Below are 19,064 nucleotides of genomic sequence, written 5' to 3'. Positions count from 1 at the left end.
CTCATCCACCATATCGCTTTCTCGTATCCGACGGCTTTTCTCCATAGGCCGCCCGATAGATTGCCGAAAAACGGCCAAAGTGAAAGAACCCCCACTTCAAGCAGAGGTCCCGCAACGGCTGTCGGTTCGACGGATCACGGAGATCCTCGCGGACGGCGTGCAGGCGGAGCGTCCTGAGATAGGCTGCCGGTGTGGCTCCCTTGAAGTCGCGAAAACCGACTTCGAGAGCGCGAATGGAAACGCCTGCCGCCTCCGCGACGCTCTGCATCGTCAGCGGCTGGGCGATGTTGGCATGCATGAATTCGATGGCTCGACGGATATGCCGCGGCGTTATCAGATGGATTTTCTTGTCGAGCAGATGCGAGAGCCGATGAGGAATCAAGCGCACCACGAGATCGGCAAGCGCCTGGGTCAGGTTCGCCATGGCGATCGGCGAGTGAAGCAGCGGCCCGTTGTTGCGCAGGCCCATGATCATCGTTTGGACGAGATTGCCGAGCAACTGTCCCGCTGCCGTGGAAAAATCGATGACGGGCGCCAACTCCATTGTCCCGATCAGCGGTCTCTCCAGTATGGCGGCGGCGGCCTGAGCGATGATTGTCCAGTTCAGACTGAGTGTGTCCGACCGGTGAGGCGCTGCTCGGATGGAAACCCATTCCGACTCAAGATTGTTCATCAACAGCAGCCGCCCAGGCGTGGCTTCGACCACTGTCCGACCAAGCCTGACATTGAGGGCACCCGTACGCGGAACGACGATTGCCAGAGTTTCCGGCGTTCCATGTGCCGTTCTTGCACCCCAGTCGCCGGAATCCTGGTTGCTGACCAGCGACAAGCTTTCATCACCCCAAAACCCGACCTTCCAGTCGAGCGGTTTCTCCCGGCCATTGCGCCATGCGTCGAGCGAACCAAACCCCTTGGTCAGGGCCTCGACCATATCGTCGAAAGTTGCCCCCTGAAATCGGGCGGTGAAATCGGCGGATGCGTCTAGCATGGGAAACCAACCGGCTGATATTAAAACAACTGAGCTGCGAAACCGCATCGATTGCCCGCAGTTCTTTAATGTCCCTGCGGGCAGATTCATGCCGCCCCTATAGGTTCATTGTATCAAAAGTATGATTTATCGAAAGAGTCGTCTTCATCGCGACTGCCCATGAAAACTTATGCCCGACCGACGGGAAGTCGGCCGGGCACGGAATGCCGTCTGTTATGTGGGCGGGACGCGGTTTACGAGCCGCTATAGGCCGCGATCGCCGCCATGTTGACGATGTCGGAATCCTTGGCGCCCATCGAGGTGATCTGCACCGGCTTGTCGAGACCGACGAGGATCGGGCCGATCACCGTGGACCCGCCGAGTTCCTGCAGCATCTTGGTCGAGATCGAGGCCGAGTGGAAGGCCGGCATGACAAGCACATTGGCCGGGCCGGAGAGGCGGCAGAAGGGATATTGCTCCATCACCTTGCGGTTCAGCGCGACATCGGCGGCCATCTCGCCGTCATATTCGAAATCGACGCGGCGCTTGTCGAGGATCTTCACTGCCTCGCGCACCCGCTCGGAGCGTTCGCCCGAGGGATGGCCGAAGGTGGAATAGGCGAGCATCGCGACCCGTGGCGGATAACCCATGCGCCGTGCGAGACCGGCAGCCTCCTCGGCGATGTCGGCAAGCTGCTCGGCCGTCGGCATGTCGTGCACCGCCGTATCGGCAACGAAGACGGTGCGGCCTCGGCAGAGCGCCAGGGATACGCCGATGACCCGGTGGCCGGGCTTCTCGTCGATGCAGCGGCGCACATCCTCGAGCGCCGTCGAATAGTTGCGGGTGATGCCCGTCACCATGCCGTCGGCGTCGCCGAGCGCCACCATGGAGGCGGCGAAATGGTTGCGGTCGTTGTGGATCAGCCGCTGGGCGTCGCGGTGGAGATAACCGTGCCGCTGCAGCCTGGCATAGAGATAGTCGATATAGGCCTCGACGCGCGTCGAGATACGGGCATTGACGATCTCGAGGCCGGGACGGTTGAGATCGATGCCGGCGCGTTCGGCCGTCGCCCGGATCAGGTCCTCGCGGCCGAGCAGGATGGCGGTGCCGAGCTGCTGATTGGCGTAGGACAGTGCGGCGCGCAGGACCTGCTCTTCCTCGGCCTCGGCAAAGACGATCCGCTTCGGGTGCCGGCGGACGCGCTCGTAGAGCCTGGCGAGCGTCGAGGCGATCGGATCGCGGCGCGCCGACAGCTCGCGGGCATAACCGGCCATGTCGGTGATCACCTTGCGGGCGACGCCGCTTTCGATCGCCGCTTCAGCCACCGCAACCGGGATCGCCGAGATCAGGCGCGGATCGAAGGGGACGGGGATGATGTATTGCGCCCCGAACCGCGGCCGGTTGCCCTGATAGGCGGCAACCACGTCATCCGGCACATCCTCGCGGGCAAGGTTTGCCAGCGCCTTGACGGCGGCAATCTTCATCGCGTCGTTGATTGTCGAGGCGCGGACGTCGAGAGCGCCGCGGAAGATATAGGGAAAGCCGAGGACGTTGTTGACCTGGTTCGGGTAGTCCGAGCGGCCGGTCGCCATGATGGCGTCGTCGCGGATGCGGGCGACCTCCTCCGGCGTGATCTCGGGATCGGGATTGGCCATGGCGAAGATGATCGGCCGGTCCGCCATCGAGCGGATCATCTCGGCCGAGAACGCCCCCTTCTGCGACAGGCCGAAAACTACGTCGGCGCCTTGCATCGCCTCTTCCAGCGTGCGCGTGTCGGTCTTTGCCGCATGCGCCGATTTCCACTGGTTCATGCCCTCGGTGCGGCCCTGGTAGATGACCCCCTTGGTGTCGCAGAGGATGACGTTCTCAGGGGCAAAGCCCATCGCCTTGATCAGCTCGACGCAGGCGATCGCCGCGGCACCCGCACCGTTGCAGACGAGCTTCGTCGTCTTCAGGTCGCGGCCGGTCAGCTCCAGCGCGTTGATCAGGCCGGCAGCGGCGATGATCGCCGTTCCATGCTGGTCATCATGGAAAACCGGAATGTCCATCAGTTCGCGCAGCCGGCTTTCGATGACGAAACAATCCGGCGCCTTGATGTCTTCGAGATTGATGCCGCCGAAGGAGGGACCGAGGAAGCGCACGCAATTGATGAACTCGTCGACATTTTCGGTATCGATTTCGAGATCGATGGAATCGACGTCGGCGAAGCGCTTGAACAGCACCGCCTTGCCTTCCATCACCGGCTTGGAGGCCAGCGCACCGAGATTGCCGAGACCGAGAATGGCCGTGCCATTTGATATGACGGCGACCATGTTGCCGCGCGCGGTGTAATCATAGGCCGTCTGCGGATCGGCGGCGATCGCCTTGACCGGAACGGCGACACCCGGCGAATAGGCCAGCGAGAGGTCGCGCTGCGTCGCCATCGGCTTGGTCGGGTTGATTTCCAGCTTGCCGGGCCGGCCCATGGCATGAAATTCAAGCGCCTCCTGGTCGGTAACTGATGTCGCCGGCCGGTCCTTCTTATCGATATCGGGCATAAATCCTCCAACGTCCTGTGGGCGACGCTTTGCTCTTCCTCAAATGCTGTTGTCATCTATAGCGGCGCGCGGATAGGGTTGGCACCTGTTTTTTTGGGAAAAACTGCAGCTCCGTGAACGCACGAATAGACACAGAGAACGAAGCCTTTTCGGCTGCCGAGCTTGCCACGGCGGAAAGCCGTGCCTCGGCGACGCCGATGATGGAGCAATATATCGAGATCAAGGCGAACAATCCGGGTTCGCTGCTCTTCTATCGCATGGGCGATTTCTACGAGCTGTTCTTCGAAGATGCGCTGGAAGCCTCGCGCGCGCTCGGCATCACGCTGACGAAGCGCGGCCAGCACATGGGCCAGGATATCCCGATGTGCGGCGTTCCGGTGCATGCTTCCGACGATTATCTGCAAAAGCTGATTTCACTGGGTTTCCGCGTCGCCGTCTGCGAGCAGATCGAGGATCCGGCCGAGGCGAAGAAACGCGGCGGCAAATCCGTCGTCAAGCGCGACGTCGTCCGCCTGGTCACTCCAGGGACGATTACCGAGGAAAAGCTGCTTTCGCCCTCGGAATCCAACTATCTGATGGCGCTGACCCGCATTCGCGGCGGGGCCGAACCCTTGCTGGCGCTGGCCTGGATCGATATTTCCACCGGCGTCTTCCGGCTTGCCGAGACCGAAGTCTCGCGGCTGCTTGCCGATATCCTGCGCATCGATCCGCGCGAGCTCATCCTGCCCGACACGATCTTCCACGATCCCGAGCTCAAGCCGGTCTTCGACGTGCTTGGCCGCACCGCGGTGCCGCAGCCTGCCGTGCTCTTCGACAGCGCCAGTGCGGAAGGCCGGATCGCCCGTTATTTCGGCGTCGCGACGCTCGACGGCTTCGGCACCTTCTCGCGTGCCGAGCTGGCAGCAGCTGCCGCTGCCGTCGCCTATGTCGAAAAGACGCAGATCGCCGAGCGGCCGCCGCTTGGCAAGCCGGAGCGGGAAAGTGCGGCGTCGACGCTGTTCATCGACCCGGCCACCCGCGCCAATCTGGAATTGGCGCGCACGCTGTCGGGTGACCGCAACGGTTCGCTGCTGAAGGCGATCGACCGCACCATCACCGGCGGTGGGGCGCGGCTTCTCGCCGAGCGGCTGATGTCGCCGCTGACCGACCCGGCCCGCATCAATGCCCGGCTCGATTCGATCGGCTTCCTGATCGACGAACCCCTGCTCTGCGGCAGTCTGCGCGACACGCTGAAACATGTTCCCGATATGCCGCGCGCCCTATCCCGCCTCGCGCTCGACCGCGGTGGCCCGCGCGATCTCTGGGTGATCCGCCAGGGCCTGGAAGCAGCGGCGGGACTTGCGGATCTGCTCGCAAGCGCGATGCTGCCGGAAGAGCTCGGCCAGGCACTATCAGGACTGCAGGCCCTTCCCGCGGGCCTGGAAAAGCTGCTGGCCGAGACGCTCGCCGACGAATTGCCGCTGTTAAAGCGCGATGGCGGTTTTCTCCGCGACGGCGCCAGTGCCGAACTCGACGAGGTCCGGGCGCTGCGTGATCAGTCGCGCCGGGTCATTGCCGGGCTGCAACTGCAATATGCCGAGGAGACCGGCATCCGGTCGCTGAAGATCAAGCACAACAACATCCTCGGCTATTTCATCGAGGTGACCGCCGGCAATGCCTCGCCGATGACGGACACGGCGGAAGCGAAGGCGCGTTTCATCCACCGCCAGACGATGGCGAGCGCGATGCGCTTCACCACCACCGAACTTGCCGATCTCGAAAGCCGCATCGCCAACGCCGCCGACCGGGCGCTGACGATCGAGCTTGCCGCCTTCGACAGGATGACGGCGGCCGTGGTTGCGGAAGCCGAAGCGATCAAAACGGGCGCCCGGGCGCTTGCCGTCATCGATGTCGCAGCAAGCCTCGCGCTTCTCGCCGAAGAGCAGGCCTATTGCCGGCCGCAGGTCGACGGCTCGAAGATGTTTGCGATCGAAGGCGGGCGCCATCCGGTCGTCGAGCAGGCGCTGCGGCGGCAGGCGGGCGGCCCCTTCGTCGCCAACAATTGCGATCTCTCGCCGAAAACCGGCGACAAGGACGGCGCGATCTGGCTCTTGACCGGGCCGAACATGGGCGGCAAGTCGACCTTCCTGCGGCAGAACGCGCTGATATCGATCCTGGCGCAGATGGGCTCCTTCGTGCCGGCGACATCGGCCCATATCGGCATCGTCGACCGGCTTTTCTCGCGCGTCGGCGCGTCCGACGATCTGGCGCGCGGGCGCTCCACCTTCATGGTCGAGATGGTCGAAACCGCTGCGATCCTCAATCAGGCGAGCGACCGTTCGCTCGTCATTCTCGACGAGATCGGCCGCGGTACCGCCACCTTCGACGGCCTATCAATCGCCTGGGCCTCCGTCGAACACCTGCATGAGGCGAACCGCTGCCGCGGCCTCTTCGCCACGCATTTCCATGAACTGACCGTGCTTTCGGAAAAGCTTGGCCGGCTATCGAACGCCACGATGCGCGTTAAGGAATGGGACGGCGACGTCATCTTCCTGCACGAGGTCGGTCCGGGTGCGGCGGACCGCTCCTACGGCATCCAGGTCGCGCGCCTTGCCGGGCTTCCGGCCTCGGTCGTGACACGGGCCCGCGACGTGCTCACCCGCCTGGAGGATGCCGACCGCAAGAATCCGGCGAGCCAGTTGATCGACGACCTGCCGCTATTCCAGGTGGCGGTGCGCCGCGAGGACACCGCCCGCGGCCCGTCCAAGGTCGAAGAGGCGCTGAAGGCGATGAGCCTTGACGACATGACGCCGCGCGAGGCAATGGACGCGCTTTACGACCTCAAGAAGAAACTGAAATAGGAGCTGCGCGCCATGTTCATGGAAAAGCTGGTTCGCGAAACCGAGCGTCTGTCGCTCATCTGCTCCATGCTCGACACGATGCGGCGCGCCGATAAGGACCGCAATGCACGCGGCTGGACCTCACCGATCGGCATGCTGAAAATCACCCGCTGTTGCGCTGCGATCTCGGAGCTCGCAACGTCGATCGCCAAGGCGGGCTATCGCGAATGCGACAGGCAGTCGCTTGAAGAGATCATGAGCGAGACACGGCAGGTGCTGTATTTGCTGAACGCGCGGGCCGCCGGCTGAAGATTTCCGGAAAAGCCCTGCGGTTGCGTCAAAGCGCCCTCGCCTCTTGCCGCGAACCAACACCATTTCGCCAAATTTAAAGGTTCTTGCAGTATGAAAGCCCGTGTCAATCGCCGGGCAAAGGGGCTATAGCGCATGCAGACGAAACAAGCGGCAGGCCGTGAACCGGCCGTCCGGCATGAACAGGAAACCGCCCCGGCGACAGCGATGCGCGACCTCGATTTCTCCCATATCCTCGATGTCGAGCTCCTGCAGAAGCAGTGCGATGCCGTTGCCGAGGCCAACCGCAACCGCCCGGACGTCCTGCGCGCCGATCTTCTGGCGGTGCTGAAAAAGGCGAGCACGGAAGGCCGGCAGAAGGCGCGCGCCGCCCTCATGGCCGATGGCGGCGGGCTCAATTGCGCCTACCGGATTTCCTGGCTACAGGACCAGATCATCACTGTCCTCTATAAATTCGCCACCGCCCATATCTTTCCGCAGCAGAAGGACAAGTTCGCGGTCACCGCCGTCGGCGGCTACGGCCGCGACACGCTGGCGCCGGGCTCCGATATCGACCTGCTCTTCCTCTTCCTGCCGCGGCCGGCGGAAGAGACGCACAAGGCGGTCGAATTCATGCTCTACGTGCTCTGGGACATGGGCTTCAAGGTCGGCCACGCCACCCGCACGGTGGAGGAATGCATCGCGCTTTCCAAATCCGACATGACGATCCGCACCGCCATCCTGGAGATGCGCTACATCTGCGGCCTGCAGCAATTGGAAACCCAGCTCGAGACCCGCTTCGACAAGGAAATCGTCACCGGTACCGGCCCGGAATTCATCGCCGCCAAGCTTGCCGAGCGTGACGAGCGCCACCGCAAGGCGGGCGACACGCGCTATCTCGTCGAGCCGAATGTCAAGGAAGGCAAGGGCGGGCTTCGCGACCTGCACACGCTGTTCTGGATCTCGAAATATTATTATCACGTGCGCGACCAGGCGGAGCTGGTCAAGCTCGGTGTGCTGTCCAAGCACGAATACCGCCTGCTGGAGAAGGCCGACGATTTTCTCTGGGCGGTGCGCTGCCATATGCACTTCCTCACCGGCAAGGCCGAGGAGCGCCTGTCCTTCGACATCCAGCGCGAGATCGCCGAAGCCTTCGGCTATCACACCCGCCCGGGCCTTTCGGCTGTCGAGCGCTTCATGAAGCACTATTTCCTCGTCGCCAAGGATGTCGGCGATCTCACGCGCATCCTCTGCGCCGCGCTCGAAGACCAGCAGGCGAAGTCGATCCCGGGGCTTACCGGCGTCATCAGCCGCTTCACCCACCGCAACCGCAAGATCGCCGGCAGCGTCGAATTCGTCGAGGACCGCGGCCGCATCGCGCTCGCCGACGCTGATGTCTTCAAGCGCGATCCGGTCAGCATCCTCCGGCTCTTCCACGTCGCCGACATCAACGGGCTGGAATTCCATCCGGACGCGCTGAAACGCGTCACCCGGTCACTTGCGCTGATCGACAACAGCCTCAGGGAAAACGACGAGGCGAACCGGCTGTTCATGTCGATCCTGACGTCGAAGCGGGATCCCGCGCTGATCCTGCGCCGGATGAACGAGGCCGGCGTGCTTGGCCGCTTCATCCCCGAATTCGGCAAGATCGTCGCGATGATGCAGTTCAACATGTATCACCACTATACGGTCGACGAACATCTGATCCGCACCGTCGACATTCTCTCCGAGATCGACAAGGGGCGCGCCGAGGAGCTGCATCCGCTTGCCAACAAGCTGATCTCAGGCATCGAGGATCGCGAGGCGCTTTATGTCGCGGTTCTTCTGCACGACATCGCCAAGGGCCGCCAGGAGGATCATTCGATCGCCGGCGCCCGCGTCGCCCGCAAGCTCTGCGCCCGCTTCGGCCTGTCGCAGAAGCAGACGGAGATCGTCGTCTGGCTGATCGAGGAACATCTGACCATGTCGATGGTGGCGCAGACCCGCGACCTCACCGACCGCAAGACGATCACCGATTTTGCCGACCGGGTGCAGTCGCTCGAACGGCTGAAGATGCTGCTGATCCTGACCATCTGCGATATCCGCGCCGTCGGCCCGGGCGTGTGGAACGGCTGGAAGGGCCAGCTCCTGCGCACGCTCTACTACGAAACCGAGCTGCTGCTTGCCGGCGGCTTTTCGGAAGTCTCCCGCAAGGAGCGCGCCAATGCCGCCGCCGAGGCGCTGCGTGCGGCACTTTCGGACTGGAGCCAGAAGGACCGAAATACCTATACCAGACTGCACTACCAGCCCTATCTGCTGTCCGTGCCGCTGGAAGACCAGATCCGCCACGCCGATTTCATCCGTCAGGCCGACAGAGCCGGCCAGGCGCTTGCCACGACGGTACGCACCGACAGTTTCCACGCAATCACCGAGATCACCGTGCTGTCGCCCGACCATCCGCGCCTGCTTGCCGTCATCGCCGGCGCCTGTGCGGCGGCCGGGGCCAACATCGTCGACGCGCAGATCTTCACCACGTCGGACGGGCGGGCGCTCGACACCATCCATGTCAGCCGCGAATTTACCGACGATGCCGACGAGCTGCGCCGGGCCGCGACGATCGGCCGGATGATCGAGGACGTGCTGTCCGGCCGCAAGCGGCTGCCCGAGGTCATCGCCACACGGGCGCGCAATCGCAAGAAAAGCAAGGCCTTCGTCATTCCGCCGTCAGTCAACATCACCAACAGCCTGTCGAACAAGTTCACCGTCATCGAGGTCGAATGCCTCGACCGGCCGGGGCTGCTGTCGGAGATCACCGCCGTGCTCTCCGATCTGTCGCTCGACATCCAGTCGGCCCGCATCACCACCTTCGGCGAGAAGGTGATCGATACCTTCTACGTCACCGATCTGGTCGGCCAGAAAATATCAGGCGACAGCAAGCGCGCCAACATCACCGCCCGGATGAAAGCCGTCATGGCCGAGGAGGAGGACGAACTGCGCGAGCGCATGCCCTCCGGCATCATCGCGCCGGCCGCCACAGCCCGGACATCGCCGTCAGCCGAAAAGAAAGCCGATTCCTCCGCATGAGTCCCCAAGCATGAGCCCCCACGCATGAGCCTCGTCAAGAAATTCGCCACCGTCGGCGGCGCCACCCTCGGCAGCCGCATCTTCGGCTTCGCCCGCGAAACGCTGATGGCGGCGGCGCTGGGCACCGGGCCGATGGCCGACGTCTTCTACGCCGCCTTCCGCTTTCCGAACCTGTTCCGCCGGCTGTTTGCCGAAGGCGCCTTCAACGCCGCCTTCGTGCCGCTCTTTGCCAAGGAGATCGAGGCGAACGGCACGGAAGGCGCCAAGCGCTTTTCGGAAGAGGTCTTCGGCGTGTTGTTTTCGGTGCTGCTGCTCATCACCATCGTGATGGAGCTTGCCATGCCGCTCTTGGTGCGCTTCGTCATCGCGCCGGGCTTTGCCGACGATCCCGACAAGTTCTCGATCACCATCCGCATGGCGGCGGTGATGTTTCCCTATCTGATGTGCATGTCGCTGACGGCGATGATGAGCGGCATGCTGAATTCACTGCATCATTTCTTCGCCGCCGCCATTGCGCCTGTCTTCCTCAACGTGGTGATGATCGGGGCGCTGTTTTATGCGCTCTATACCGGCGCCGATCCGCTGGCGACGGCCTGGTATCTCTCCTGGGGCGTTCTTGCCGCCGGCGTGTTGCAGCTCGCCGTCGTCTATATCGGCGTGCTTGCCGCCGGCATGAGCATCGGTTTCCGCTTCCCGAAAATGACGCCCAACGTCAAGCGGCTGCTGATTCTGGCGGTGCCGGCTGCGGTGACGGGCGGCATCACCCAGATTAACCAGCTGATCGGCCAGGCGATCGCCTCGTCGCGCGACGGCGCGATCGCAGCACTTCAATATGCCGACCGCATCTATCAGCTGCCGCTCGGCGTCGTCGGTGTCGCCGTCGGCGTGGTGCTGCTGCCGGAACTTGCCCGGGCGCTCAAGGGCGGCAACCTGCGCGAGGCCGGAAACCTGCAGAACCGCTCGATCGAATTCGTGCTGTTCCTGACCATCCCCGCCGCCTTCGCGCTCTGGATCCTCTCCGACGAGATCATCCGCGTGCTCTACGAGCGCGGCGCCTTCCATCAGGAAAACACCGCCGTCGTCGGCGCGATCCTGGCAATTTACGGCATCGGCCTGCCGGCCTTCGTGCTGATCAAGGCGCTGCAGCCGGGTTTCTACGCCCGCGAGGACACCAAGACGCCGATGCGCTTTTCGGCGATCGCGGTTGCCACCAACTGCGCCACGGCGCTGACGCTCTTCCCCTATATGGGCGCGCCCGGCATCGCCGTTGCCGAAGCCACTGCCGGCTGGATCAGCACCGTGCTGCTGTTCACCACGCTTTTGCGCCGCGGCCATCTGACATGGGAATGGGCGCTGGCAAAACGCGCCGCCCTCCTGATCGTCGCCGCGGCCGTCATGGGCGCGGCCATCGTCTTCCTCAAGCAATATTTTGCGCCCTGGCTCGCCTCCGGTGCGCCGCTTCTGACCAAGATCGGCACGCTGGGACTGCTGATTGCGATATCCATGCTGGTCTATTTCGCCGCCGCCTTCCTGATCGGCGGGGCAGATCTCGGCATGATAAGGCGCAACCTGAACCGCAAGCCGGTGCCGGCAAAGGACGCGTGAGATCGCTTTAGCAATCGACCCATCGCCTTCGCGGTCCGACGTCGACATGGACAATGCCGTTGCAATAGGTGCCGATGCCGCCGATGCCGGGGGCGCTTCTTGCGGCCGCAATGATGGTGCGCTCCGAGAGACCCGGCATCCGGATATCGGCGGCCAGGCATTTTCCATGCAGGGAGCCATGGCGGCGGGGATGCAGCCTGTGGCCGGAGGTGATCACCGGGCGGCGGCCGGTCTTTGCGGCGATGTGCGACAGCACCGCCCGCAGCCGCGCGGGAAAGCAGCCGGCCCGGACGCTGACGGTCTGCACCGTGTAGGCGGTGCGCGCCTCGTGCTTGGGAAGATGAATGGCCTGCCTTTTGAGCTCTTGACCGACGGCACCCGTTGCTGATTGTAGGGCGAAAAGGCCCGCCATGGCCAACAAAGCTGCGTTCTGCATGGTCGCTCCGATCGGCTATCCCGGCGCCCCAACAGTGCCGGCGCCAAGCGGAGGATTTTCAGTTCAAAAAAAGCTTTTCTGTGAAATTTTATACTCAATTGTGAGTAAACAACTTGATCAATTTGGCTTAAAATAACGGAAACTGCCGATCCAAAATGGAATAAACATCTCAGTCGGGAGGTAGACATGACGATCCAGTCGCTTTTCCTCGTCACCCTCGTGGTCGACGACTACGACCGCGCCAAGGCCTTCTATTGCGACGCCCTCGGTTTCGATTGCCTGCAGGACGAGCGCCAGCCGGAGGGTAAGCGCTGGGTGGTGGTGCGGCCCAGGGGCGGAGATGGAGCGGCCTTCCTGTTGGCGCAGGCGGCAAATGCGGCGCAGCGGGCGGCGATCGGCAATCAGACGGGCGGGCGTGTCGGCTTCTTTCTGAAGACCGATGATTTCGCCCGCGACCATGCCGCGATGCTGGCGGCCGGCGTGCGCTTTTTGGAAGCGCCGCGCCACGAGGTTTACGGCACGGTCGCCGTCTTTGCCGATCCCTACGGTAACAGCTTCGATCTGATCCAACACGCCGATGCGTGAACCTCTTGATTGCGACCGGTCGCCCGTGCATAAGCCGCGGCGTTAGCAACATAGGCAAAAAAAGCCTTGGGGCCCTCCACCAGCCTATTGAGGACGACATGAGCGAATTCAAGAAACTCGTATTCTCCGGCGTGCAGCCGACCGGCAACCTGCATCTCGGCAATTATCTCGGCGCGATCCGCCGCTTCGTGGCGCTGCAGGAAGGCAATGACTGCATTTACTGCGTCGTCGATATGCATGCGCTCACCGCCCAGCTCGTGCATGAGGACATGCCGAGCCAGACGCGCTCGATCGCCGCCGCCTTCATCGCCGCCGGCATCGACCCGGAAAAACATATCGTCTTCAATCAGTCGGCCGTGCCGCAGCATGCCGAACTCGCCTGGATCTTCAACTGCGTCGCCCGCATCGGCTGGATGAACCGCATGACGCAGTTCAAAGACAAGGCCGGCAAGGACCGTGAGCAGGCCTCGCTCGGGCTTTACGCCTATCCGAGCCTGATGGCCGCCGACATTCTCGTCTATCGCGCCACCCATGTGCCGGTTGGAGAAGACCAGAAGCAGCATCTGGAACTGGCTCGTGACATCGCGATGAAGTTCAACCTCGATTATGCCGAACATATCGGCAGGACCGACTACGGCATCGACATCACCGTCGGCAACGAGCCGGTGCATGCCTATTTCCCGATGGTTGAGCCGCTGATCGGCGGACCGGCGCCGCGCGTCATGTCGCTGCGCGACGGCACCAAGAAAATGTCGAAATCCGACCCGTCTGATCTCTCGCGCATCAACCTGATGGACGACGAGGATGCGATCTCGAAGAAGATCCGCAAGGCAAAGACCGATCCGGACGGCTTGCCGAGCGAGATCGACGGGCTGCAGGGCCGCCCGGAAGCCGACAATCTGGTGGCGATCTATGCCGCACTCGCCGACACGTCGAAGGCCGACGTGCTGGCCGAATTCGGCGGCCAGCAGTTCTCTGTCTTCAAGCCGGCGCTGGTCGATCTCGCCATCCATGTGCTGGCGCCGATCACCGGCGAGATGCGCCGGCTGATGGATGATACCAGCCACATCGACGCCATCCTGCGCAAGGGCGGCGAGCGCGCCAGGGCACGCGCCGAGGTGACGATGAGCCAAGTTCGCGACGTCATCGGCTTCCTCTATTGAGGTAGATCTCCTCTTCTTCCCGCTGCGGGAGAAGAGGACCTTCTTTGGGGCATCAGCCCAAAAAACTGGGCTTGCAAATTTTCCGCTTCGGGTGTCAGAGTCCGCGTCATGGTATCGAAGCGACTCTCCCGGCTCGAAGGTCATCGCCGCAAATTCATGGCGGTGATCGACGGTACACCCGAATGCCAGCGCGCCGTTCATTATGCCGGCCGGCGGGCAAAGAATTCCAATGGCGGGCTGGTGCTGCTCTACGTCATCCCCGACGGGGATTTCCAGCAATGGCTCGGCGTCGAGGAGATCATGCGGGCGGAAGCGCGCGAGGAGGCCGAGGCGGTCGTTGCCAAGATCGCCCAGATCGTGCGCGAGACGATCGGCATCGAGCCCGAGATTGTCATCCGCGAAGGCGGTGCGGCCGAACAGATCAACACCGTGATCGAGGAAGACCGCGATGTGGCGATCCTGGTTCTGGCCGCCGGTTCGGCGAAAGAAGGTCCAGGGCCGCTGGTCTCGTCGGTTGCCGGCCGCGCAGCGGCCTTTCCGATCCCGGTGACGGTGCTGCCTGATACGCTGACCAACGAGGAAATCGACGCTCTCTGCTAGCTTTTCTTGAGTACAAGTCTCTTGATTAGAACAGGCAATGAGCTTATCTTCTTTTGAAGAATTCTAAAGACGGCCGTGCTATGGGCCGGCCGCATGGAGAACCAGATGTTCATTCAGACCGAAGCCACGCCGAACCCCGCCACGCAGAAGTTCCTGCCGGGCAAGGTGGTGATGGAAAACGGCACGGCCGAATTCCGCAGCGCCGACGAGGCTGAGGCTTCGCCGCTCGCCGCCCGCCTGTTCGACATTCCGGGCGTCACCGGCGTCTATTTCGGCTATGATTTCATTTCCGTCTCCAAGGACGATGCCGAATGGCAGCATCTTAAGCCGGCTATATTGGGCTCGATCATGGAGCACTTCATGTCCGGCAAGCCTGTCATGGGCGATGCCTCCATCCTCTCCGAAGACGCCGATGCCGGCGACGAATTCTTCGACGAAGGCGATGAATCGATCGTGCTGACCATCAAGGAACTTCTGGAGACCCGCGTGCGCCCCGCCGTTGCCCAAGACGGCGGCGACATCACCTTCCGCGGCTTCAAGGACGGCAAGGTCTATCTGAACATGAAGGGTTCCTGCGCCGGCTGCCCGTCTTCGACGGCGACGCTGAAGCACGGCGTCCAGAACCTGCTGCGCCATTTCGTTCCGGAAGTGCAGGAAGTGATTGCCGCTTAAAAATCTTGAACCCATCCGGCCGTTCATCGCAGGTTCGGCTGGGCGGATTTATCGATAGGCGACAATAGTTTATTCGGAAATTGATGGCATGATCGTTCTGGCGCTGGACACGGCAGGTGTGGATTGCGCTGCCGCCGTTTATGACAGCGGCAGGAATACGGTGCTGGGGGAGGCATCGGACATGATCGGCAAGGGGCATGCTGAACATCTGATCGGAATCGTCGACCGCGCGCTGGATCAAGCGGGACTGGCCCTTTCTCATATCGACCGTCTTGCCGTCACCATCGGCCCCGGCTCCTTTACCGGTATCCGCGTCGGCGTTGCCGCAGCCCGCGGCTTTGCGCTTTCCCTCAATGTGCCCGCCGTCGGCGTCACCACGCTCGAGGTCATGGCATCAGCCCAGCGCGACAAGACGCCCGGGCGGGCAGTGCTGGCGGCGATGGATGCCAAGCGGGACGAGATCTATCTGCAATCCTTTTCAGCCGACGGTTCGCCGCTCGATGAGCCGCGGGCGGTCAGCGTTGCGGAAGCACAGGCATATGCCGCCGGCTTCGACGGCGAAATCACCGGTTCGGCGACGCCGCTCCTGAAGGCCGACGGCGGCGGCGATCATGCCAACCAATTCCCGATCTCCGTCGTGGCGCGCCTCGGTGCAGCCGCCTCCCCCGATGCCGGAAAGCCGAAGCCCCTTTATCTGCGCGGACCCGATGCCAAGCCGCAGGCCGGGTATGCGATCGCCCGACGAGTATGACCATGCTGGAAGCCTATCTGACGCTGAAGCCGGAATTCGAAATCATCGCCATGGAACGCGAGGATTGCCGCGATGTCGCCGCCCTGCACGGCGAGCGCTTCGCCCGCCCCTGGGGCGACGGTGAATTTCACGGCTTGCTGATGCAGGAGACCGTGTTCGGCTTCGTTGCGCGGCAGACCAATGCCATCCTGAAAAAGCCGCTTCCAGGGTTCATCCTTGCCCGCCATGTCGCCGGCGAGGCGGAGATCTTGACGATCGCCGTGCAGGCGAAGGTCGCCCGTGCCGGGCTTGGCTGGCGGTTGATGCAGGCGGCGATGCGGGAAGCTCGTACACGCGGCGGCGAGAGCATGTTTCTCGAAGTCGACAACGGCAATACGGCAGCCCTTGGCCTCTACCGCAAGCTCGGCTTCGAAAAGGTCGGCGAGCGTCAGGGTTACTACAAGCAGGAGAACGGCGCCCTCTCCACGGCGCTTGTCATGAAGCGCGTTCTTCGGTAGTTCCGTCAGCGAGATGACATGCAGGCCGGCGCAAATGCCGTGCGGCGTTGTCGAAACACGAATATCTTTAAAGGCGGGCCATGTCTGATGTAGCCAAGACCCTTGAGGAGCTTTGCACCGAACGCGGCATGCGCATGACCGAGCAGCGCCGCGTGATCGCGCGCATCCTGGAAGACTCGGAAGACCATCCCGACGTCGAAGAACTCTACCGCCGCTCGGTGAAGGTCGATGCGAAGATTTCGATTTCGACCGTCTACCGCACCGTGAAACTGTTCGAGGATGCCGGCATCATCGCCCGCCACGACTTCCGCGACGGACGCTCGCGCTACGAAACGGTGCCGGAAGAGCATCACGACCACCTGATCGACCTGAAGACCGGCACCGTCATCGAATTCCGCTCGCCGGAGATCGAGGCACTGCAGGAGCGCATCGCCCGCGAGCACGGCTTCCGGCTGGTCGACCACCGGCTGGAGCTCTACGGCGTTCCGCTGAAGAAGGAAGATCTCTGAAGCAATGGCAGCCCGGGAGACCAGCATTTGATCGCCTGGCTGCGCATCACGTTGGCTGCGATCGTCATCCTTGCCGTCAGCATCGTGCTCATGCCGCTGCAGGTGCTGGCGCTCCATTTCGACTGGCGGCTGCGCCGCAGGCTGCCACGCGTCTGGCACCGTATCGTCTGCTATTGTCTCGGCATCCGCGTTCGCGTCACCGGCAGGCTGGAAGAGCGCCGGCCGCTGATGCTCTGTTCCAACCATTCGTCCTGGCTCGATATCATGGTGATGTCGTCGGTTGCCGACGTCGCCTTCATCGCCAAGATCGAGGTCAGCGACTGGCCGATTTTCGGCACGCTCGCCAAGCTGCAGAAGAGCGTCTTCGTCGTGCGCGAGGAGAAGCGCAAGACCGGTCACCAGGCAAACGAGATCGCCGGGCGCATGGCCGACGGCGAGATCGTCGTGCTTTTCCCGGAAGGCACGACCTCGGACGGCAACCGGCTGCTGGAGGTCAAGTCGTCGCTGTTCGGCGCCGCCGCCATGGCGGTGCCTTATTCGCCGACCGGAACCGTCGTGGTGCAGCCGGTGGCGATTGCCTATACCAAGGTGCACGGCATCGCCATGGGGCGCTATCACCGGCCGCTCGCCGCCTGGCCGGGCGATATCGAGCTGCTGCCGCACCTGCTCGACATCGTACGCTGCGGCGCGATCGACGCCGAGGTGTCCTTCGGCGAGGCGGTGGATTACCGCACTGACACCAACCGCAAGGAGGTGAGCGCGACGATCGCCTCGCGTATCCGCAAGCTGCTGAACAGCCGCCTGCGCGGGCGGGAAATCTTCTAGAGCCTTTCCTGGTCAGATTGCGGCATTCTGCCGGAGCAGGTTTTCGTCAGGGCAGAGGCGATTGGCGAAGGGCATACCCCAAGGTACGTCCGAGCCGATCGCCTCTGATCCTGGCGCAAAGATGCCCGGCCCTTCGGGTTGGCTGAAACGGGTCGCCTGCTCGACCGGCTGGCTTGGCCGTCGAGCTTACTACGACGCGCCGGCCGGTCGACCATCCGACTCCGTTTGAGCCAGCAGGATGCTGCAATCTGACCAGGAAAGGCTCTAAAACAAGATTTCGATTTTCTCGGGCGGCAAAAACCACTAAATAGCGCGCCATGACACAGGACAGCGCCCTTCTCCAGGCCCCGGAAGCAATCCTCAACGAGGGCCTCCGCGACGGCAGCAACAGCCGCAAGGTCTTCATCAAGACCTATGGCTGCCAGATGAACGTCTATGATTCAACGCGCATGAGCGATGCGCTCGCCCGCGACGGCTATGAGCCGACGGAAGACATGGAAGAGGCCGACCTCGTTCTGCTCAACACCTGCCATATCCGCGAGAAGGCGGCCGAGAAGGTCTATTCGGCGCTCGGACGGCTGCGCGAGATGAAAAAGCGGAAGGCGGCGGACGGCCGGGAGATGATGATCGGCGTTGCCGGCTGCGTCGCCCAGGCCGAAGGCGAGGAGATCCTGCGCCGCGCCCCCGCCGTCGACGTCGTCATCGGCCCGCAGACCTATCACCGCCTGCCGGAGGCGCTGCGCCGGGCCAAACAGGGCGTCCGCGTCGTCGATACGGAATATGCGATCGAAGACAAGTTCGAGCACCTGCCGATCGCCGAGAGCCGGAAGATCCGCGCCCGCGGCGTCACCGCCTTCCTGACCGTGCAGGAGGGCTGCGACAAGTTCTGCACTTTCTGCGTCGTGCCCTATACGCGCGGCTCGGAAGTGTCGCGGCCGGTTTCCCAGATCGTCGAGGAAGCCGAAAGGCTCGTCGAGGCGGGCGTGCGCGAGATCACCCTGCTCGGGCAGAACGTCAATGCCTGGCACGGCGCCGGGCCGCAGGGCGAGGCATGGAGCCTCGGCGACCTGCTCTATCGCCTTGCCGAGATCCCGGGCCTGGCGCGGCTGCGCTATACCACAAGCCATCCGCGCGACATGGACGACCGGCTGATCAACGCCCATCGCGACCTCCGGGCGCTGATGCCCTACCTGCACCTGCCGGTGCAATCGGGCTCGGATCGCATCCTGAAAGCGATGAACCGGCGCCACACGGCGGCCGAATATCTGACGCTGATCGAGCGCATCCGCTCGGTGCGGCCCGACATCGCGCTGTCCGGCGATTTCATCACCGGCTTTCCGGGGGAGACAGACAGGGATTTTGAGGATACACTCAGGCTTGTGGAGGAGGTCCGTTACGCACAGGCCTTCTCGTTCAAATACTCGACACGGCCGGGCACGCCCGGCGCGGAACTGAAGGACCAGGTGCCGGAAGAGATCAAGGCAGAACGGCTGGAACGCCTGCAAGCGCTTCTCCTGAAGCAGCAGCAGGAATTTGCCGAATCCTGCATCGGCAAAGAGATCGATCTGTTGCTGGAAAAGCCCGGTCGCATGCCGGAACAGCTGATCGGACGTTCTCCCTGGCTTCAATCCGTGAATGTTGATGCAAAAGCATCGCAAATCGGTGACATTATTAAAGTGCGAATCACCGGAACCGGAACAAACAGCCTGTTTGCCGAACGCGCAGAGGCTGCGGTTTAACCCAAGGA

The 19,064-nt window shown here is 63.0% G+C and carries 16 protein-coding genes; 13 read left to right on the top strand and 3 right to left on the bottom strand.

The features are described from left to right. Position 1: 1 nt before the first annotated feature. Together QMO82_RS25050 and QMO82_RS25045 are read right to left on the bottom strand one after the other, a co-directional pair. Entirely contained in the window at positions 2-988 is a 987-nt protein-coding gene (locus QMO82_RS25050) for an AraC family transcriptional regulator (RefSeq protein ID WP_183605463.1), read from the bottom strand. 233 nt (positions 989-1,221) lie between these two features. Continuing rightward, positions 1,222-3,504, bottom strand: coding sequence for an NADP-dependent malic enzyme (locus QMO82_RS25045; protein ID WP_183605462.1), 2,283 nt, complete (start codon positions 3,502-3,504; stop codon positions 1,222-1,224). Between the two features lie 113 nt (positions 3,505-3,617). On the opposite strand from QMO82_RS25045, the gene mutS reads away from it, so the two are divergent. The 4 genes from mutS to murJ all read left to right on the top strand — a co-directional run bounded on the left by mutS (position 3,618) and on the right by murJ (position 11,279). Further along, positions 3,618-6,344: a DNA mismatch repair protein MutS gene (gene mutS, locus QMO82_RS25040; protein WP_183605461.1), complete on the top strand. Its 2,727-nt coding sequence runs from the start codon at positions 3,618-3,620 to the stop codon at positions 6,342-6,344. Positions 6,345-6,356: 12 nt separating this feature from the next. Next, the gene (locus QMO82_RS25035; protein WP_183605460.1) at positions 6,357-6,632 is read left to right on the top strand and encodes a hypothetical protein; all 276 of its coding nucleotides are present in this window, start codon (positions 6,357-6,359) and stop codon (positions 6,630-6,632) included. Between the two features lie 135 nt (positions 6,633-6,767). Then, positions 6,768-9,674, top strand: coding sequence for a [protein-PII] uridylyltransferase (locus QMO82_RS25030; RefSeq protein WP_183605459.1), 2,907 nt, complete (start codon positions 6,768-6,770; stop codon positions 9,672-9,674). A gap of 24 nt (positions 9,675-9,698) precedes the next feature. Beyond that, positions 9,699-11,279 (top strand): murein biosynthesis integral membrane protein MurJ, encoded by a 1,581-nt coding sequence (gene murJ, locus QMO82_RS25025; protein WP_183605458.1) that lies wholly within the window; start codon positions 9,699-9,701, stop codon positions 11,277-11,279. A 7-nt stretch (positions 11,280-11,286) separates the two neighbouring features. On the opposite strand, the gene QMO82_RS25020 is transcribed toward murJ, so the two are convergent. Further along, the gene (locus tag QMO82_RS25020) at positions 11,287-11,715 is read right to left on the bottom strand and encodes a D-Ala-D-Ala carboxypeptidase family metallohydrolase (protein WP_183605457.1); all 429 of its coding nucleotides are present in this window, start codon (positions 11,713-11,715) and stop codon (positions 11,287-11,289) included. Between the two features lie 186 nt (positions 11,716-11,901). Between QMO82_RS25020 and QMO82_RS25015 the strand changes: the two genes are divergently transcribed. From QMO82_RS25015 to miaB, 9 genes are all read left to right on the top strand, one after another. Then, on the top strand, positions 11,902-12,300 hold the full coding sequence (locus tag QMO82_RS25015) for a VOC family protein (protein ID WP_183605456.1): 399 nt from the start codon (positions 11,902-11,904) through the stop codon (positions 12,298-12,300). Positions 12,301-12,398: 98 nt separating this feature from the next. Then, a complete protein-coding gene (gene trpS / locus QMO82_RS25010) occupies positions 12,399-13,463 on the top strand; it encodes a tryptophan--tRNA ligase (protein WP_183605455.1) in 1,065 nt (354 codons plus the stop codon). 108 nt (positions 13,464-13,571) lie between these two features. Continuing rightward, positions 13,572-14,063: a universal stress protein gene (locus tag QMO82_RS25005; protein ID WP_097617000.1), complete on the top strand. Its 492-nt coding sequence runs from the start codon at positions 13,572-13,574 to the stop codon at positions 14,061-14,063. A gap of 105 nt (positions 14,064-14,168) precedes the next feature. Then, entirely contained in the window at positions 14,169-14,735 is a 567-nt protein-coding gene (locus QMO82_RS25000; RefSeq protein WP_183605454.1) for a NifU family protein, read from the top strand. A gap of 88 nt (positions 14,736-14,823) precedes the next feature. Next, positions 14,824-15,486 carry a tRNA (adenosine(37)-N6)-threonylcarbamoyltransferase complex dimerization subunit type 1 TsaB gene (gene tsaB / locus QMO82_RS24995; protein WP_183605453.1) on the top strand — a complete coding sequence of 221 codons (663 nt, stop codon included), beginning with the start codon at positions 14,824-14,826 and terminating at the stop codon, positions 15,484-15,486. Next, positions 15,483-15,983 carry a GNAT family N-acetyltransferase gene (locus QMO82_RS24990; protein WP_183605452.1) on the top strand — a complete coding sequence of 167 codons (501 nt, stop codon included), beginning with the start codon at positions 15,483-15,485 and terminating at the stop codon, positions 15,981-15,983. The genes tsaB and QMO82_RS24990 overlap by 4 nt, the downstream gene beginning before the upstream one ends. Positions 15,984-16,063: 80 nt before the next feature. Continuing rightward, positions 16,064-16,492: a Fur family transcriptional regulator gene (locus QMO82_RS24985; protein WP_007633774.1), complete on the top strand. Its 429-nt coding sequence runs from the start codon at positions 16,064-16,066 to the stop codon at positions 16,490-16,492. A gap of 27 nt (positions 16,493-16,519) precedes the next feature. Then, entirely contained in the window at positions 16,520-17,317 is a 798-nt protein-coding gene (locus QMO82_RS24980; protein ID WP_183605451.1) for a 1-acyl-sn-glycerol-3-phosphate acyltransferase, read from the top strand. A 317-nt stretch (positions 17,318-17,634) separates the two neighbouring features. Beyond that, positions 17,635-19,056, top strand: a complete 1,422-nt coding sequence (gene miaB / locus QMO82_RS24975; protein WP_183605450.1) for a tRNA (N6-isopentenyl adenosine(37)-C2)-methylthiotransferase MiaB — start codon at positions 17,635-17,637, stop codon at positions 19,054-19,056. Positions 19,057-19,064: the final 8 nt, after the last annotated feature.

Source organism: Rhizobium sp. BT04 (assembly GCF_030053135.1).
Classification (GTDB): Bacteria; Pseudomonadota; Alphaproteobacteria; order Rhizobiales; family Rhizobiaceae; genus Rhizobium; species Rhizobium binxianense.
This window is presented reverse-complemented; position numbering and strand designations above follow the sequence as displayed.

Excerpts from the sequence above, each read along its gene's own strand:
- QMO82_RS25050 (WP_183605463.1), bottom strand. The coding sequence starts at position 988 with ATGCTAGACGCATCCGCCGATTTCACCGCCCGATTTCAGGGGGCAACT.
- QMO82_RS25045 (WP_183605462.1), bottom strand. The coding sequence starts at position 3,504 with ATGCCCGATATCGATAAGAAGGACCGGCCGGCGACATCAGTTACCGAC.
- QMO82_RS25035 (WP_183605460.1), top strand. The coding sequence starts at position 6,357 with ATGTTCATGGAAAAGCTGGTTCGCGAAACCGAGCGTCTGTCGCTCATC.
- QMO82_RS25030 (WP_183605459.1), top strand. The coding sequence starts at position 6,768 with ATGCAGACGAAACAAGCGGCAGGCCGTGAACCGGCCGTCCGGCATGAA.
- murJ (WP_183605458.1), top strand. The coding sequence starts at position 9,699 with ATGAGCCTCGTCAAGAAATTCGCCACCGTCGGCGGCGCCACCCTCGGC.
- QMO82_RS25020 (WP_183605457.1), bottom strand. The coding sequence starts at position 11,715 with ATGCAGAACGCAGCTTTGTTGGCCATGGCGGGCCTTTTCGCCCTACAA.
- QMO82_RS25015 (WP_183605456.1), top strand. The coding sequence starts at position 11,902 with ATGACGATCCAGTCGCTTTTCCTCGTCACCCTCGTGGTCGACGACTAC.
- trpS (WP_183605455.1), top strand. The coding sequence starts at position 12,399 with ATGAGCGAATTCAAGAAACTCGTATTCTCCGGCGTGCAGCCGACCGGC.
- QMO82_RS25005 (WP_097617000.1), top strand. The coding sequence starts at position 13,572 with ATGGTATCGAAGCGACTCTCCCGGCTCGAAGGTCATCGCCGCAAATTC.
- QMO82_RS25000 (WP_183605454.1), top strand. The coding sequence starts at position 14,169 with ATGTTCATTCAGACCGAAGCCACGCCGAACCCCGCCACGCAGAAGTTC.
- tsaB (WP_183605453.1), top strand. The coding sequence starts at position 14,824 with ATGATCGTTCTGGCGCTGGACACGGCAGGTGTGGATTGCGCTGCCGCC.
- QMO82_RS24990 (WP_183605452.1), top strand. The coding sequence starts at position 15,483 with ATGACCATGCTGGAAGCCTATCTGACGCTGAAGCCGGAATTCGAAATC.
- QMO82_RS24985 (WP_007633774.1), top strand. The coding sequence starts at position 16,064 with ATGTCTGATGTAGCCAAGACCCTTGAGGAGCTTTGCACCGAACGCGGC.
- miaB (WP_183605450.1), top strand. The coding sequence starts at position 17,635 with ATGACACAGGACAGCGCCCTTCTCCAGGCCCCGGAAGCAATCCTCAAC.